The sequence below is a fragment of the Frondihabitans australicus genome (assembly GCF_003634555.1).
GTDB lineage: Bacteria > Actinomycetota > Actinomycetes > Actinomycetales > Microbacteriaceae > Frondihabitans > Frondihabitans australicus.
Genome location: NZ_RBKS01000001.1, coordinates 3,127,547 through 3,142,810, shown reverse-complemented (window position 1 = coordinate 3,142,810; position 15,264 = coordinate 3,127,547). Strand labels below are relative to the sequence as shown.

General features: G+C 65.2%; 12 protein-coding genes. 3 read left to right on the top strand and 9 right to left on the bottom strand.

Annotation, left to right across the window (positions count from 1 at the left end; genetic code table 11):
• Nucleotides 1-69: 69 nt before the first annotated feature.
• The 9 genes from C8E83_RS14945 to C8E83_RS14900 form a co-directional block, all read right to left on the bottom strand.
• The gene (locus tag C8E83_RS14945) at nucleotides 70-1,932 is read right to left on the bottom strand and encodes a choice-of-anchor Q domain-containing protein (protein WP_147430195.1); all 1,863 of its coding nucleotides are present in this window, start codon (nucleotides 1,930-1,932) and stop codon (nucleotides 70-72) included.
• A gap of 278 nt (nucleotides 1,933-2,210) precedes the next feature.
• A complete protein-coding gene (locus tag C8E83_RS14935; RefSeq protein ID WP_121370674.1) occupies nucleotides 2,211-4,136 on the bottom strand; it encodes a choice-of-anchor Q domain-containing protein in 1,926 nt (641 codons plus the stop codon).
• 37 nt (nucleotides 4,137-4,173) lie between these two features.
• Nucleotides 4,174-5,049, bottom strand: a complete 876-nt coding sequence (locus tag C8E83_RS14930) for a ribokinase (protein ID WP_121370672.1) — start codon at nucleotides 5,047-5,049, stop codon at nucleotides 4,174-4,176.
• A complete protein-coding gene (locus C8E83_RS14925) occupies nucleotides 5,046-5,882 on the bottom strand; it encodes a carbohydrate ABC transporter permease (protein ID WP_121370671.1) in 837 nt (278 codons plus the stop codon). Before C8E83_RS14925 ends, C8E83_RS14930 begins: the two co-directional genes overlap by 4 nt.
• A 1-nt stretch (nucleotide 5,883) precedes the next feature.
• Nucleotides 5,884-6,825, bottom strand: a complete 942-nt coding sequence (locus C8E83_RS14920) for a carbohydrate ABC transporter permease (RefSeq protein WP_121370669.1) — start codon at nucleotides 6,823-6,825, stop codon at nucleotides 5,884-5,886.
• A gap of 80 nt (nucleotides 6,826-6,905) precedes the next feature.
• The gene (locus C8E83_RS14915; protein WP_121370667.1) at nucleotides 6,906-8,246 is read right to left on the bottom strand and encodes an ABC transporter substrate-binding protein; all 1,341 of its coding nucleotides are present in this window, start codon (nucleotides 8,244-8,246) and stop codon (nucleotides 6,906-6,908) included.
• A gap of 55 nt (nucleotides 8,247-8,301) precedes the next feature.
• The gene (locus tag C8E83_RS14910; RefSeq protein ID WP_121370665.1) at nucleotides 8,302-9,294 is read right to left on the bottom strand and encodes a nucleoside hydrolase; all 993 of its coding nucleotides are present in this window, start codon (nucleotides 9,292-9,294) and stop codon (nucleotides 8,302-8,304) included.
• Nucleotides 9,291-10,598, bottom strand: coding sequence for an ADP-ribosylglycohydrolase family protein (locus C8E83_RS14905; RefSeq protein WP_121370663.1), 1,308 nt, complete (start codon nucleotides 10,596-10,598; stop codon nucleotides 9,291-9,293). Before C8E83_RS14905 ends, C8E83_RS14910 begins: the two co-directional genes overlap by 4 nt.
• A gap of 8 nt (nucleotides 10,599-10,606) precedes the next feature.
• On the bottom strand, nucleotides 10,607-11,638 hold the full coding sequence (locus C8E83_RS14900) for a LacI family DNA-binding transcriptional regulator (protein ID WP_121370661.1): 1,032 nt from the start codon (nucleotides 11,636-11,638) through the stop codon (nucleotides 10,607-10,609).
• Nucleotides 11,639-12,342: 704 nt separating this feature from the next.
• Between C8E83_RS14900 and C8E83_RS14895 the strand changes: the two genes are divergently transcribed.
• From C8E83_RS14895 to C8E83_RS14885, 3 genes are all read left to right on the top strand, one after another.
• On the top strand, nucleotides 12,343-13,095 hold the full coding sequence (locus C8E83_RS14895; RefSeq protein WP_147430194.1) for an alpha/beta fold hydrolase: 753 nt from the start codon (nucleotides 12,343-12,345) through the stop codon (nucleotides 13,093-13,095).
• 2 nt (nucleotides 13,096-13,097) lie between these two features.
• Nucleotides 13,098-14,231: an alkene reductase gene (locus C8E83_RS14890; RefSeq protein WP_121370657.1), complete on the top strand. Its 1,134-nt coding sequence runs from the start codon at nucleotides 13,098-13,100 to the stop codon at nucleotides 14,229-14,231.
• A 208-nt stretch (nucleotides 14,232-14,439) separates the two neighbouring features.
• Nucleotides 14,440-15,258, top strand: coding sequence for an SDR family NAD(P)-dependent oxidoreductase (locus C8E83_RS14885; RefSeq protein WP_121370655.1), 819 nt, complete (start codon nucleotides 14,440-14,442; stop codon nucleotides 15,256-15,258).
• Nucleotides 15,259-15,264: the final 6 nt, after the last annotated feature.

The window sequence follows — 15,264 nt, the reverse complement described above, 5'->3', positions numbered from 1 at the left end:
GGCGAGGACGCTGCGGCACCCGCGGTGCGGGCGCGTGTGGGCGGTGTCAGAGATCAGACGCCGCGCCGGTCAGATGCTCTGCAGGCTGACGTCGTCGACCTCCTCGAAAGTCGTCGTCCCCTGCCCGTAGAAGCCGACGTGCAGCACGACGCTGGTGTTGCTTCCGCTGGTGAACGACACCAGATATCGGGTGTACCCGGTGGAGGACGCGCCGTGACTGATCTGGTTCAGGACGGTGCCGGAGGTGGTGTCGGCTCCGATCCAAGCGTTGTCGTCATTGGCAGAGCTCTTCACCCACACGGTCATCCGGTAGGTGGTGTTCGCCGTCACCGGGACGGTCTGTTCCAGGGCACCCCAGTCGGTGCCGGTGGTGGACGACCAGCCGTCGTTGAGGCCCGTGTGCGCCTTCCCGGCGTTGACGTCGACCCCGCTGGCATGGGTTCCCACGCTGTACCAGGGTGTGGTCGTCGCGGTGATCGTGGACTGCGACTCGAACCCTCCGTCGGAAACTACGTTCGCTCCGGCCGTGGGGTTGCTCTGGTACTCGGCGGCACCGATGTCCGTGCCGAGTCCGACGTTGGTCGGGTTGCCGAACAGGTCGGTGGTGGAGGTGGAGGCGGCACCGTTGTCGATCGCGGCGCTCGTCGCGGTGAGTCGCAGGTCCCCGGTGGATTCGTTCACGAACGCCGGGTCGCCGTAAAGATCGCCGGGGCCCTTCGCGAAGGTGGAGCCGGTGGCGGATCCGAGACCGACGGTGCTGCTGAACAGGTTGTGGTCGTGGGGGAAGTTGAAGATGGACAGCCACGCGTTCGCGACGAAGATGTTGTTGCGGATGGTGATCCAGTTTGCCGCGGACGACGGGCCCGCCTGTCGGTAGTAGTACTGGTCGAACAGCCTTGAGTTGTCCAGGGTCCGCACGACGGTGTTGTTGACGGCGAGCCACCCGGTCGGGGTGGTCGTGGTGTCCCAGGCGATGAACTGCTGGTAGTCGTCGCTGATGTTGTAGCTGACGGTCACGTTCGACGACGTGGTCTCCGCCGATTCGATGAACCCTTCGGATCCGCGGGAGTAGTTGTGGTCGATGCTGATGTTGTTCTTCGCGAACTCGTACCCTTCGACTTCGACCGCTCCGCCGTCCGCGCCGTAGGGGCTGTCGGTGCTGCGGCAGTTGATGAAGTCGTTGTAGGCGATGCGCTGGTTGCTGTTGTCCGAGGAGACACCGATGGCGCCGTACGAGGTGGCGACGCCTTGCGGGTCGGGCCCGTTGTAGGCGATGACCAGGTTTTGGAACGTGTTGTGCATCGCCTGCGAGCCCAGCCCGTACAGCTTCACGCCGAGTCCGACGCTGGTGAAGGTGGAGTCTTGGACGAGGTCGTTCGCGCCGTTGCTGGTGACGACGACGGCTCCGCTGTTCTCGTAGTTGGTGTCGCCGAGTCCCGTGGTGAACGTGGCGCCGTTCTGGAAGGCGAGGTTCTGGACCTGGATGTTGGCGGCGTTCAGCACCAGCATGTTCAGTTGGCCGGGATTGGTGAGGATCGGTTGCGCGCCGGAACCGAAGGCGGTGACGACGATGGGTTTCGCAGTCGTGCCGGCTGCGGAGATGGTGGCGGATCCGGTGAAGGTCTCTCCTCGCTTGAACGCGACGACGTCGCCGGGGTTCAAGGTGGCCGATGTGACGCGGGCCAGGGTCTTCCACGCGCTCGTGGCGGACAGTCCCGTGTTCGTGTCGGATCCGGACGTGGAGTCGACGTAGTACACGTGGCTACCGGATGGAGCGGTGGGGTTCCCTGACGTCGTGACCCTTGCGCCTGTCTGCGGTGAGAGTGGATCGGCTTGGGCGGGGGCGACGACGCCGAGGGCGGTGGCACCGGTGAGGGCTGCGGCGACGGCTGCCGCTGCGGCGAGGGCGGTGAACTTGCGATGGATCTTCATTGGTCCTCCTGCGTTCATGTGATCGGCGGTGCCTGGCAGGCGCCACGGTGTTCCTCACGTCGGCTGGTTGATGCCGGTTCGTGAAGCTTTAAGGCACGGCCGGGTCGACCTCCGGCAGTGTGTGCGGGCGACGGCGTGGTGGGTGCCGTCCGGATCCGGATGGTGCGGCCGTGCGCGTGGCGGTAAGCCGGGCAGGTGTTGGGGCTGATGCGGAAGTGTGGAGGCCTGCCCCGGACCGTTGGTGTTGTGGTCCGGGGCAGGCGGGTGACCGTGTCAGGTCAGGAGGTAGGTCCTGTCAGTGCGGCGTCGTCGAGCTGCGCATAGGCGGAGGGGCCGGGGCCCCAGTAGCCGGCGAAGAGGTCGACGCTGGTGTTGTTGCCACTGTTGAACGTGACGATGTAGTGCGTGTAGTCGGACGCGGTTCCTTGGCGGACTTCGCCGAGGATGGTGCCGGATGGTGTTTTCGCGCCGATGTAGCCCTGGTCGATGTTGGCGGAGTTCCGCTCCCAGATGGAGAACCGGTACAGGGAGTGCGGGGTGACGGTCACGGTCTGTTCTACGGAGCCCCAGTAGCCGGCGCCGGACGATGCCAGGTAGGCGTCGTTCAGGCCGGAGTGGGCTTTGCCTTGGTTGACGTCGATGCCGGAGTAGAGGGACCCGCCCAGGCGCCACGGGGTGGTGGTGTAGCCGACGGTGGTCTGGTTCTCGAAGCCGCCGTCGACGAGGCCTGCATCCGCGGTGGGTTCGGTTCCCTGGTATTCGAATGCGCCCATATCGACGCCGGCCCCGACGTTGGTGGGCTTTCCGGCGAGGTCGGTGCCGGTGGTGGTGGCGGCTCCGTTGTCGATGGCGGGGCTGGTGGCTTTCAGGCGAAGGTTGCCGGTGGCGTAGTTGACGAACTGCGGGTCGGCGATGAGGTCGCCGGTGCCGAGGGCGTATTCGGTTTGCACCGCGGTGCCCTGCGGGTAGCCGAGCGGGTCGGCGTTGTTGGGTCCTCCGTAGAAAAGGTTGTGGTCGTGGGGGAAGTCGAACACGCCGAACACCGACTGGTAGGGGGTGTCGAAGATGTTGTTCTGGATGGTGATCCACGACGCGGTCGGCGTGGGGCCTGCCTGACGGTAGTAGTAGATGTCGAACAGCGGCGAGCTGAAGCTGTCGTGGCGTCGGATGACGGTGTTGTTGCTGGCCGTGTACGCGTCCGGGGTCGTGGTGGTGTCCCAGGCGATGAACTGCTGGTAGTCGTCGGAGACGTTGTAGCTGAGGTTGACGTTGGAGCTGTGGGTTTCGGTGACTTCGAGGAAGCCCTGGGAGCCGCGCGAGTAGTTGTGGTCGATCGTGATGTCGTTCTTGTCGAAGTCGAACCCTTCGATTTCGATCGCGCCGCCGTCGGCGCCGTAGGGGCTGTCCGTGGAACGACAGTTGATGAAGTTGTTGTATGCGACGTGCTCGTTGCTGTTGTCGAGGGATACCCCGATGGCTCCGTAGGAGGTCTGGCTGCCGCTGTCTTCGCCGACGAACGCGATCTGGAGGTTTTCGAAGCTGTTGTGTTCGATGTCGGAGTACTGTCCGTACGTCTTCACGCCGACGCCGACGTCGGTGAAGACGTTGTCCTGGACGAGGGCGTAGTCGCCGTTCGCGGTGATGTCGACGGCCCCAGAGAGTTCGTACTTGGGTCCGGTGATGCCGGTGCCGTCGTCGTTGTTGAACACGGCGCTGTTGGTGAACGCGAGGTCCTTGACGGAGATGTAGGAGGCGTCCAACACCAGAATGTTCCACTGGCCGGGATTGGTGAGAACAGGCTGCGCACCGGTGCCGTAGGCGGTCACGGTGATCGGGTTCGCGGCGGTGCCGCCGCTGGAAAGGGTGGCGGCGCCGGTGAACGTGTCGCCGCGGTCGAAGGCGATGACGTCGCCGGGTTTGAAGGTAGACGAGTTGACCTTCGCGAGGCTCTTCCACGGGGAGGTTTTGCTGAGCCCGGTGTTGCTGTCGCTGCCGTTGGTCGAGTCGATGTAGTAGACGTGACCGCCGGGACCCGCGTGCGGCGCACTGGAGGTGCTGGGTCGAGCGCCGGTGTGCGGAGAGAGCGGGTCGGCGTGGGCGGGTGCGGCGACTGAGGTGGTCATTCCGACGACACCGGCCGCGGCGACCAGCGCGGCGATGGTGGCGGCGGAGAAGATGAGGCGTGGCTGTCTGATTCCGAGCATCGTTGCTTCTTTCTTCATGGTGGGGTGACCGGGCAGGTCACCTGTCGTCGCGGGGCACCTGGATGAGAGCCGCGGACGCCTCGCCGGCCTGGATGGCGGCTTCGATCAGGGGTGTTCTTTGGGCAAGTTCTGCGGCGAGGGTGCCCGCGAATTCGTCGCCGGCACCGGTCGTGTCCACCGGGTCGACGCGTGTAGCTGGGACCCGTGTGACGGTGCCCGCCTGGACGACATAAGCCCCATCAGAGCCAGCGGTGAGGATGGCGCTGGCGGTGAGGGAGCCAAGTTGCGCGGCGACTCTTTTCAACGGGACTTGGTCGTCGGCGGTAATCTTGAGGATCCCTAGAGCTTCTTCTTCGTTGACGATCAGCGGGTCGGCGATGGTGAGCAAGAACTGGCTGACCGGCGCGATCGGGCTGGCGTTGAGGATGAAACGGGCGCCGTGGTCGCGGCACCACTCGGCGGCGGCGTGCACGGTCTCGTCGGGGGTCTCCCGTTGCGCGAGGACCGCGGCCGGACGGATGTCGTCGAGGGCCGTCGTGACCGTGTCGGCGGTGAGGAGCGAATTCGCCAACGGCAGCACAGTGATCGCGTTCTCGCCGTCGGGTGTGACCGTGATGAACGCTCTGCCGGTGGGAACGGGTTGCTGCGTGACGTGTTTCACGGTGACACGACGGTCGGCGAGGTGTTTCAGGGCGGCACCTCCGGCGGTGTCGGTGCCGACAGCGGCGATGAGGGCGGTGGGGACGCGCCGTCCCGCGCCGATGGCCTGGTTGGCACCTTTCCCGCCGTGGGCTTCGCTGTAATCGGTACCGAAGACGGTCTCGCCGCGCGCCGGGACCCTGTCCAGGGTGACGACGATGTCTAGGTTGACGGAGCCGACGACGGCGACGGTGGGGACGCGGTGGCCGCTCATTCCTTACTTCCGGTGGTGGCGACCGAGGCGACGAAGAATCGTTGCAGGGCGAGCAGGACGATGGCGGGGATGATCGCCAGGACGGCGGTCTCCGCGAACACCTGACCGTAGTTGGTGGTGAACGCACCGAACGATTTCGCGATCGCGACCGGTGCCAGATCCAGGGTTTGGTTCGACACGACGAGGATCGGCCACAGGTATGCCTGCCATTGGAACAGGAACAGGATCAGAGAGGCGCCGATCATCGCCGGTCGGGACAAGGGAAGGTACACGGACCAGAAGATCCGCCACCATCCGGCACCGTCGAGTTCGGCGGCCTCCGCGAGGGAAGTGGGGACGCCGAGGAAGAACTGGCGGAGAGTGAACACGGCCAGCCCGTTCCCGAGCCCGGGGAGGATCAGAGCGAGCATCGTGTTCGTCAGTCCCCACTGACTGAAGCTCTGCGACAGGGGGATGGCGATCGCTTCGAAGGGGACGAGGAAGCTAAGGACGACGATGGAGAACGTCGCGGCGCGTCCCTTGAACGGGATGACGGCGAGGGCGAACGCGGACATGGCGCTGATCGCCAAGCCGACGACAATGGTGACCGCGGCGACGATGAGGCTGTTGGAGAGGTTCAGCAGGAACCCGTTGTCGATGGCGGACTTGATGTTCACCAGCGTCCAATGTTGCGGCCACAGCACCGCCCAGCTCAGCGGGGAGCTGTCGGCGAAGGTCTCGTTCGAGGTGCGGAACGTGCTGGCCAGAAGCCACAGCACGGGCAGCAGGAACAGCAGGGAGACGACGATGGCGAGGGCCGTCAAAAGGCCTCGGGCGATTTTTTTCTGGGTCATGTTATTCGTCGTCTCCCGAGCCCAGAAGTTTGAATTGGACGGTCACGATGGCGATCATGATGACCAGCAGCACCATCAGCTCGGCGGCGGCGGTGTAGGGGTTGGAGAGGTTGAACGCCTGGTTGTAGATGTCGAACATGAGGAAGTTCGACTTCCCCTGCGGGCCGCCGTTGGTGAGGATCTGCACGGGAGCGAAGAGGACGAAGTTGGACACGGTGTCCGCGACGAGAACGAACAGCAGCGGGCGGCGCAGCAGCGGGATCGTGATCGAGAAGAACGTGCGGATGGGACCGGCACCGTCGATCTTCGACGCTTCGTAGTACACGCCCGGAATGTCGTTGAGGCCTGCGATGAGGAACATCATCCAGTAGCCGACGCCGATCCAGCTGGCGATGAGGATGATGCTGCCGACGACGTCGCTGGGGCTTGTGAGGAACCGGCCTCCGGGCAGGCCAAGGGCCTCGAGGGCGCCGTTGACGGGGCCATTGGGTTCCAGGGCGAGGCCCCAGACGATGGCCGAGCCGGCCATGGGGACGGCGGCGGGCAGGAAGATGATGGTGCGCCACAGCCCACTGCCGGGCAGTCCCCTGGTGAGCAGAACGGCCAACAGCAGCGACAAGACGATCTGCAGCGGGTTGACGATGACGTTGAAGATCAGCGTCTGCTCCACGGTCTGCCAGAACGAGGCGGACTGGAACAGGTCGATGAACACCTGCCCGCCGACGAACGTGGGCGGGTTCAGGCTTCCGGGGACGCCCTGGTGCACGGACTGGTTGATCGCCGTGATCGTCGGCAGCAGGCGCAGGACGACGATGAGGATGACGGTGGGGGCGAGGAAGAGAACCGCTGCGAGGGTGTTCCGCCGGGTGCGGTGATTGCTGCGACCTTGCGCGGCGGCCCGGCTTTTTTGGGCGTGCTGAAGGGCGGTGCTGCTGGCTGACATGGTGTGGTGCTCCGGCTTGGGTGCCGTGCGGCGGCGGATTAGGTGCCGCCGCACGGCGTCGGGGATGGTGCGGGAGGGGGTTACCTCTTGTACTGGGCCCAGGCGCTCTTCAGCTGCGCGGACGTGCTCGACAGGGTCGTTTTCACGTCGGCGCCGTTGATGATGTCGTCGTAGGCCTTGGTGATGAGGTTTTCGAATTCGACGAATCCGACGGACTTCAGGCGGATGATGGCTGTGTTGGCGAGCTCGTACTTCATCAGGTCGACCGCTCCGGCAAGGCGCGGGTCCTTGAACGCGGCGCCGTTGTAGAAGGTGGCGCTGCCTTTCAGGTTCGACGGCGGGACGGCGAGGGCGGTGAGGTACTGCGAGTAGCCGCCGTTGTCGATCGCCATGAACTTCATGAAGATCAAGGCGGCGTCCTTGTTCTGAGATGTGGGGCTGAGTCCGAGGGACCAGCCACCGGTCGGAGTCGCGGCGGTACCGCCGGCGAACTTGGGGAACGGGGCGATGCCGAAGTCGAGGTCCTTGTTCGCTTCGAACTGCGGAGCCCACCAAGGGCCGCCGGGGAAGTAACCGACGCTGCCGGCCGCGAACAGGTTCGGAGTCTCGGACACGGTGACGCCTCGAGGCGACAGACCATTCTTGAACAGGTCGCCGTACCAGGTCATCGCCTTCACCCAGCCGGCGTTGGTGAAGTCGGGGGTGAGGTTGTCCTTGCCGTCGGCGCCGGGACCGCCGCCGGCACTGTTGGACAGCGGCTGCAGCTGGTAGTACCGGTCGATCTGGTCGAACACGATGGCGTCCTTCGCGCCCGCCGCCTTCACCTTCGCTGCGTCAGAGGCGATCTGTTCCCAGGTGAGACGCTGGGACGGGTCGGCGGAGGGGAATGCGACCCCGGCCGCCTTGAGGAGCTTCTTGTTGTAGTACATGAAGTTCGTCGACGTCTGGTACGGCAGGGCGACGAGTTTCCCATCCACGGTGGTCGCGGCGAGCGACCCCGGGTCGACCTGGCTCTTGATATCCGGGAACAAGGCGGTGATGTCAGTCAGCCAGCCGCGGTTCTGGTACGCGTCGGTGCGGGGCATGTCGACGTCGAACACGTCGATCGACTTGTCCTTACCCGACAGCTGCGCGCCGAGGATGCTGTTGAAGTTCTCGAACGGATCGGCGAGGTAGTTCACCTTGATGTTCGGGTGCGCCTTCTCGAACGCGGCGATCACCGGTTTGATGTCGGCAGCCGAATACGCGGCGCCGGCGTAGTTGATGGTGACCTTCTTGGTCGGCTCGGTCAGCTTCGACGGCAGCTTCGTGGACGACGAGGTTCCGCCGCTGGCCGAGCAGCCAGCTAGGGTTACAGCTGCGAGCGAGACGAGTCCGCCGGCGAGGAATTCTCGGCGTCCCACTCCATTGTGAACGTGCATTGTTGTCTCCTTGTGCAGGTGGTCGTCTGGGCCCGGGGTGCCTCCCGGGCCCAGATCATTTGGTGGTGCCGATGCGTTCCAGGAACAGCTGCCGGAATGCGTGAACGTCGGTGTCGATGGCGACGACGGCGTTCGTGGGGCCGGCGGGTTCAAGCGCCAGGCCGCGATTGGCGACAACGAGCCCGCGGGCGAGTTCGCTGACGAGTTCGGTGCGCACGTCGGCGTCCTGCCACGTGCAGAGGGTCCTATCCAGGACGACGGCGAGGACCAGAGGGTCGTGGAGGAAGCAGGCATCGCGGTGCTCGGGACGTGTCGGGAAAGCTTCGCCGAGGAAGTCGATCCACGCGTCGGTACAGTCCGCCACCCAGACCGAGAACGCATCTCCTCGGTCTCGGAGATGTTGCGCGTCGGCGCGGGTGAGCATGACCCGGCTGGTCTGGTCCAGACCCACCATGGCCACGTGCGCGCCGCTGCGGAGGACGATGTCGAGCGCTTCCGGGTCGACGTAGGCGTTGAAATCGCCGACGACGGTGACGTTCTGCGCGTATCCGGTGGCGCTTCCGGCCATGAGGACGAGCTCTTTGACGTTCTCGGCGAACGAGGGGTCCTTGGTGATCGCGATGGCGACGTTGGTCATCGGGCCGATCGCGACGACGGTGACTTCTCCGGGGTGCTCAGCGACCTGACGGATGAGGAAGTCGGCGGCGTGCTCGCCGCTGGTGGGGCCGAGCAGATCGCCGGCGTCTGATGTTCCGGGGACGGCCGGGATGACGGCGTCGAAGAGGGCACGGACGGGAGCCATGTCGCGAAGCAGCGGCTTCGTCGCGCCGAGGAGGACGGGCAGCTCCGGTCGTCCTAGTCGGTCGGTGAGTCGGCGTGCGACGTCGGTGCCGGTGAACGCGTCCACATTGCCGTTGACGATGGTCAGGCCGAGGACGTCGAGTTCGTCGGAGGCCAGGGCGAGCGCGATGGCGAGTCCGTCGTCGATGTCGCTGCCCGGTTCGCCCAGGCCCGGGTCGGTGTCGATGATGATCTTGGTGGGGTTCATGCGAGGACCTCGGTGGTGGTGACGAGGGACAGGGTCCGTTCGGCGAGTTCGCGGATGCTGACGCGGTCGAAGTCCTTCACGGCGCTGCGGACGTGCACGTGCGTGGTACCGATGAGATCAGTGGGGATGGCGGCGGACCCGTGAAGGGCGCCGTAGATGCTGCCGACGGTCGCGGCAGTGGAGTCGGTGTCGTTGCCGGCGGCGACGCTGATCGCGATCGCGTCGGTGAAGTTCCGTCCCCAGAGCAGGGCGATGCTGATGAATGCCGCGTTGTTGATGGTGTGGACCCAGTTGTAGTGGCCGAGGTGGTCGTGGGCCCAGCCGAGCGCGTCGGTGACGGACACGTTCTGCTCGTGCAGGTCGAGGATGTGCCGGAGCGCTTCGGCGAGGCGTGATGCGCTGGGGATGGCGTCAAGTCCGGTGCGCAGGGCGACGGCGGGGTCGGCGGTGCCGAAGGACGTGGCGACGACCGCGGCAGCCCATACTTCGCCGTAGATGCCGTTGGCGACGTGGCTGAAGACCGCGTCGGTGAGAGCGAGTCGGGCGGCGGCGGCCGGGTCCCCGGGGTGGGTGTAGCCGAAGACGTCGCCGCGGATCAGCGCACCGATCCATTCTCGGTACGGGTTGTCGGTTCCGGCGGCGTCCTCGACGGGGACCCCGCGGATCACGTTGCGGTAGGCGGCCCGCTCGGCGGTGAACGTCTGCGTGAACGGGAGCGCGTCGAGCCATGCGGTGGCGATCTGGGTGGTGCCGATGCTGTCGCCGAATCGTTCGAGCAGGGACAGGTTCAGGATCGTCCAGTCGATGTCGTCGTCGCGTGGCACATCGGTGAACAAGCCGGCGGAGGCGTACGGGGCGGATTCGTGCAGGTGGCTGACTCCCGCCGGGAGTTCGTCCAGAAGCGGGATGTAGCCGGTCTGTGGCCATTGGCCGACAGCTTTGAGGTAGATTTCCACCTCCGACGGGGTGAGCCCTTCGACGGGCTTTCCCATCGTGTTGCCGACGCACCGGCCGAGCCATGCACCGTGGATCCGGTCGAACAGGGTGTCGCGGTCGACCGCCACGGCAGGCAGCTGATCGATCAGGGCGCGAAGCTGTTCCGGGTCGGAGGTCTCCTGGTACGCCCACTGGGGGTCCCGCTGCAGGCGACCGAGTTCCTTCTTGATGGCGGCGAGGTCGGTGTAGTCGCCGTCGGAGGCGGCACGTGTGGCGCGCGGGAGGAGATCGCCGACCGGGTAGCCGCTGTGGGCGAGCTGTTGGGCCTCGTCAGGGACGAGGTCGCGGTCGTCAAGTACGTCGTGCACTGGGGCTCCTAGGCTGAGTGTCGATTGATGAGGGAGTGCTGCACGAGGACGTGCCGGCGGGACGAGGAGTCCCCTTCCGCAAGTCGGTGCAGCAGCAGGTCTCCGGCGGCGCGTCCGATTTCTTCGGCAGGAACACGGACGGTGCTCAGCGCGGGGCGGACGAGGGCGGAGGCATCGATGTCGTCGACGCCGATGAGGGCGATGTCCTCGGGGACGCGCAGGCCCGCGGCCAGCAGTGCATTCATCGCCCCGATCGCCATCAGGTCGTTGGCGCAGAACACTGCCGTCGGACGTTCGTCGGCGTCCAGCAGCGCTTGCATCGCCAGTTGGCCGCCGCGGGTCGTCCAGTCGCCGTCCACCTTGAACGCGGAAGGGACGGTGATGCGGAGGTCGGTGAGAGCGTGTCGGTAACCCGCGAGACGGCTGATGGCAGGTTCGCCGTTCTGCGGACCTCCGATGATGGCGATCTTGTTGTGCCCCAGCTCGTGCAGGCGCCGGACAGCGTCGGAGGCGATTCGGGAGTCGTCCGCGGACACCCAGTCGATCGGGAGATCGCTGAGGCCGGAACCGACGGCGACCAGTGCGATGCCTGCCCGCTGCAGGTTGTCGATCTCGTGACCGAGATTCCCGGAGGCGACAACGACACCATCGACACGACGCTGAATGGCGTCTTTGACGAACGCTTTGGTCGACTCCTCCCCCGCCCCTGCATCGAACAACAGCACGACCTGGTTCTGCGCGGCGACCGAGGTCTGCAGTCCGCGCGCCAGCGCCGGGTAGAACGGGTTCGTGATGTCTTGAACGATGAGGGCGATCGTGTTGCTCCGGGATCGCTGCATCGCCTGCGCGAAGAAGTTTGGCTCAAAACCCAACTCGTTCATGACCCGCTCGACCTTGCGACGCGTTCCTGTGGACACCGGGCGTTTGCCGGAGATGACATGCGACACAGTCGTTTTACTGACCCCCGCCGCGTCAGCTACGGCCTGAATATTGATCGCCCGGGAGCCAACCGTCTCCAAACTGGTTTGCTCAGACGACATTGGCTTCTTCCCTATCAAATCAGACGATGGTGGTGCGGTAGTGGGATCGCAAACCGACCATGCCTAATTAAACGCAAACCGGTTTGCAAAGATCAAACTATGCCGCGGTAAGCTAGGTGTCAAGAAGTCTCGTGACCCGCCGGTGCGTGAGACGCTTATTTTGGCCCGATAGTGATGTGCACCCATGCCAATGGGCAGCTCGTGTCGCGGGCCGAAGCTAGTCCGCGAGTCAGTCCTGGCTGTGGCGCCGGTCGACCCGGAACCAGCTGCTCTGCACCGCGGAGCGTGCTTGAGACAGACAGTTGCGCACGGCTTATCCAACTATTTGGATCGTCGCCACAACAAGCAGAAGAGAATTTTTCGCACATTGATGCACGGACGCTGCCGAGTGTCTCCTGATTGAGCGTGAGTGCAAACGTGCGAAGGCGACGTTGAATCCCCCAAGAAGTGCTTGCACATTTCCTGGAGGGCTCTTTCTATGCCGACGAGGTCGCCAACGGTCGATTCCTGTTGGGGAAACGCGTGACGCGTTCGGGTCCCAAGGTTGTGGCTCGCTAACTCACGGCCGGGATCGTGCAGACCAGCCGCGATGCGGAGCACACTTCCCGGATCTACTTGCTGCAGCGCTAATGATCACTTCTGGTGCTACCGGATAGCAGAAACAGTCGTTGGACGTGATTGGCGTGAGGCCGCAGGCTAGACTCATGACTTCGGCGCGACGCTCGTCCTCGGCATCCTTGCCGTCATCGACTCATTCTGCAGTTGTGTTCGTGCACGGTTTCGCGCAGACGGGGCAGGCATGGGGTCCCATGATCGATGTCTTTGGGTCGGCGAACGTGCGACGTGTCCGACCGGACATGGCGGGGGTTGGCAGCCAGCTTGATGCCGCAGGTCCGTTCACGCTCGAGCGGTTCGCGGACGACTTGGTAGATACTATCGACGCGGCTGGGGGCCCGGTGTCGTTGATCGCTCACAGCATGGGAGCGCAGGTTGCCGAGCTCGCGGCGACGCGCCGCCCGTCGGCCGTAACGTCGCTGGTACTCCTAGCTCCGCTTCCTCTCGGTGGGCTGCATGCATCTGAAGAGGAAGCGCCGGTAATCGACGCAGAGGGTCTGCGGGCAACCTCCTTACAGGTCTTCTCCACGTTGGGGGCCCTCGGCCGTGAGCTTGCGACATCGGCCCGGCAGATCCGGGCCGATGTTCTCCAGCAGCACTGCGATGCGTTCGCGGCCGGTCATTCGGACGGCGAGCAGGCGAGCGCTTTCACCGGTCCCGTACTCGTGATTCCTGGCGCGGATGACGAGATCGCATCGCCGACGTTCGTCGCAACCCACATTGCCCCGCGATTCAGTCGGGTCGCGATGGCTCCGATCGCCGGAGCCGGCCATCACCCCCATCTCGAACAGCCCTCCGCGACCGCTTCGGCGATCGCGTCTTTCGCTACGGCAGGAAGCTGAATATGGAACGACCGACCACCTCCCACCTGTTCACCTCGCTCACCCTCGGTGAGCGGACGCTGGCGAACCGTGTCGTGATGGCGCCAATGACCCGCGCCCGCACGACCAATGCGGCCTCCGCGCCGACGCAAATCCACGAAACCTATTACGGTCAACGCGCAGGAGCCGGCATGATCGTGAGCGAAGGCCTCGCTGTCTCGCGTGACGCGATCGGTGGAATCAACCTTCCCGGCCTGTTCTCGCACGAGCAGGTCGCCGGATGGTCCTCTGTGACGGACGCGGTGCACGGCACGGGGAGCGCATTGATCGCTCAGCTGGTTCATGTCGGTGCGATGTCGCATCGCGACCTCCTCGGAGGGCGACTCCCGCTCGCGCCCTCGTCGATCAATCCTGCAGGCAAAGTGTCGACAGCGTCCGGTCGCGTCAGCACCGAATCACCCCGCGCGATGTCGGTCGACGACATCGAGCGCACCATCGCCGACTACGCGTCTGCTGCGCGGAACGCCATGCGTGCCGGATTCGACGGAGTCGAGATCCACGCTCACCGCGGCTATCTCATCTCACAGTTCGCGAATCCGCGCTCCAACCGGCGAACGGATGGCTACGGCGGAGACGTCAAGGCGCGTTCGCGATTCTTCCTCGAGGTCGTTCGTGCCGTATCCGAGTCCATCGGCACGGGCATCCTGGGGATCAAGATCGCACCCTACTGGACGGAAGGCGAGGCACACGTCTTCGACGACGATTCGTCTGCCGCTTATGACTACGCGCTCACGGAGGTCGGTAAGACCGTGTCGTACGTTCACGCCATGGCGCCGCGGACGAGCGCCTGGGCGGACTTCGTCGCCGAGGACCGGACCGCTTTGCTGCAGCGCGTGCGCTCAAAGTTCGATGGGACGGTGATCGCGAACGGTGGGTTCAATGCCGAGTCGGCCGAGGCCGTTCTTGATGCCGGGTTTGCCGATGCCGTCTCATTTGGTCTGCCGTTCGTGGCGAACCCGGATCTGCCTCGGCGCCTGGCTCTGGGGCTGCCTTGGGCCGATCCCGACCGCAGCAGCATGTACGTCGGTGGTACCGCCGGGTACATCGACTATCCGACGGCCACGATCGCCGACCCCCTGGCCGCGGCTGACCACTGAACGGCCGTACTCCCGTGGCCAAGGCGACCCCAGCACGCCTACCAGTGCAGAAACACGCTGCTCTGTCCGGACAGGGCGCAGCAAGCCACGCGAGCCCGCGTTCCGGAGGGCGCGCAGCGACGGGGCAAGAGCATCCGCGCCGCCAAAATCACTCGCCGGAGGTGCCGCGCTCCACGCTCCTGGCAGACGTCACCATGCAAAGGACCCCATGACCGACAAGGACCTCGACACCGCCGCACAGACGTCCGGTCCGGACGGGTTCGACCATCCTGCCGGCCGTACACGCGCGCTGGACGGGAAAGTCGCCGTCGTGACGGGCGGAAGTCGAGGAATCGGTCTCGGCATCGCCACGCAGTTCATCGCGGAGGGCGCGACTGTATTCATCACCGCCCGCAACCAGGGCGATCTCGACGCAGCGCGCACCGCTCTCGGCGAACGTCTCGTCGGGGTGCGTGCGGACGCAGCCGACCTGAACGGCCTCGACCTGCTCTTCGACGACATCCGCCAGAGGTTCGGTCGACTCGACGTTCTGGTAGCGAACGCCGGCGCCGGTTCGGTAGCGCCGCTCGGGCACATCACGGAAGAGCAATTCGACGTCGTCTTCGGCCTGAACGTCAAAGGCACTCTGTTCGCGGCGCAGAAGGCGTTGCCGCTCATGGGCCCTGGGTCTTCCATCGTCCTGATCGGATCGAACACGTCCGTCCAAGGGTCACCCTCGCTCAGCGTGTACGCCGCAACCAAAGCCGCGCTCCGCAGCTTCGCCCGGACCTGGGTGATGGACCTTCGCGGTCGCGGGATCCGCGTCAACGTTCTGAGCCCTGGCCCTACGCAGACGCCCGGTCTTTCGGGTCTCGCGAAGCCTGGACATCTGCAGGATCTCCTCGATGGGTTCTCGTCGAGGGTGCCCCTCGGTCGTGTCGGTCAGCCGGACGAGATCGGGAAGGCCGCTGTGTTCCTCGCCTCCGATGCGTCGAGCTTCGTCACCGGAACCGAGTTGTTCGTCGACGGCGGCTACGCGCAGGTCTGATCGTCG

Excerpts from the sequence above, each read along its gene's own strand:
- C8E83_RS14945 (WP_147430195.1), bottom strand. The coding sequence starts at position 1,932 with ATGAAGATCCATCGCAAGTTCACCGCCCTCGCCGCAGCGGCAGCCGTC.
- C8E83_RS14935 (WP_121370674.1), bottom strand. The coding sequence starts at position 4,136 with ATGCTCGGAATCAGACAGCCACGCCTCATCTTCTCCGCCGCCACCATC.
- C8E83_RS14930 (WP_121370672.1), bottom strand. The coding sequence starts at position 5,049 with ATGAGCGGCCACCGCGTCCCCACCGTCGCCGTCGTCGGCTCCGTCAAC.
- C8E83_RS14925 (WP_121370671.1), bottom strand. The coding sequence starts at position 5,882 with ATGACCCAGAAAAAAATCGCCCGAGGCCTTTTGACGGCCCTCGCCATC.
- C8E83_RS14920 (WP_121370669.1), bottom strand. The coding sequence starts at position 6,825 with ATGTCAGCCAGCAGCACCGCCCTTCAGCACGCCCAAAAAAGCCGGGCC.
- C8E83_RS14915 (WP_121370667.1), bottom strand. The coding sequence starts at position 8,246 with ATGCACGTTCACAATGGAGTGGGACGCCGAGAATTCCTCGCCGGCGGA.
- C8E83_RS14910 (WP_121370665.1), bottom strand. The coding sequence starts at position 9,294 with ATGAACCCCACCAAGATCATCATCGACACCGACCCGGGCCTGGGCGAA.
- C8E83_RS14900 (WP_121370661.1), bottom strand. The coding sequence starts at position 11,638 with ATGTCGTCTGAGCAAACCAGTTTGGAGACGGTTGGCTCCCGGGCGATC.
- C8E83_RS14895 (WP_147430194.1), top strand. The coding sequence starts at position 12,343 with ATGACTTCGGCGCGACGCTCGTCCTCGGCATCCTTGCCGTCATCGACT.
- C8E83_RS14890 (WP_121370657.1), top strand. The coding sequence starts at position 13,098 with ATGGAACGACCGACCACCTCCCACCTGTTCACCTCGCTCACCCTCGGT.
- C8E83_RS14885 (WP_121370655.1), top strand. The coding sequence starts at position 14,440 with ATGACCGACAAGGACCTCGACACCGCCGCACAGACGTCCGGTCCGGAC.